Below are 517 nucleotides of genomic sequence, written 5' to 3'. Positions count from 1 at the left end.
GTCGGTCCAGGCGAGGTGGGCCACCTGGGTGGCGACGTCCCAGCCGGGCGCGGGGGTCGGCGTGCGCCAGCCGTCGTCGTCGAGCCCGGCGACGAGCTCCTCGAGCCGCTCGCCCTCGGCGGCGAGGTCGGCGAGCACCTGGGCGAGGACGTCGGTCATGTGGTGATCTCCTTCTCGATCTCCTGCTCGAGCACGTCGGCCCACTGGTGGAGGATGCGGCGCCGGCGAGCGGAGTCGTCGGTGATCGTCGAGGCGAGTCCCAGTCCGCGGACGAGGTCGAGGGTGGCCTGCACCAGCTCGCGCACCCCGGGTCGCGACTCGTCCACGCCGAGGGCCGCGACCGTCATCCGGTGCGTCTCGCGCCCGACCCGCTGCTCGAGCGGCGCCACCGCGGCCAGGAGGGCCTCGTCGGTGCGGGCGGCGACCCACAGCTCGAGGGCCGCGGCGAAGACCGGTGAGGAGAAGTGGTCGCCGAGCATGTCCACCACCGCCCGGGTACGCCGCCCGCCCGCGGGCA

General features: G+C 75.2%; 1 protein-coding gene and 1 pseudogene. Both read right to left on the bottom strand.

Annotated elements, in window-relative coordinates:
* Nucleotides 1-159: maleylpyruvate isomerase N-terminal domain-containing protein (locus tag FB586_RS18975; RefSeq protein WP_187697904.1), on the bottom strand; the 159-nt coding region annotated here is incomplete at its 3' end.
* A pseudogene (locus FB586_RS18970) lies at nt 156-517 on the bottom strand (TetR/AcrR family transcriptional regulator); the annotation flags it as partial. The gene FB586_RS18975 and the pseudogene FB586_RS18970, both read right to left, overlap by 4 nt.

The organism is Cellulomonas telluris, assembly GCF_004886325.1.
Taxonomy (GTDB): Bacteria; Actinomycetota; Actinomycetes; order Actinomycetales; family Cellulomonadaceae; genus Cellulomonas; species Cellulomonas telluris.
This window is presented reverse-complemented; position numbering and strand designations above follow the sequence as displayed.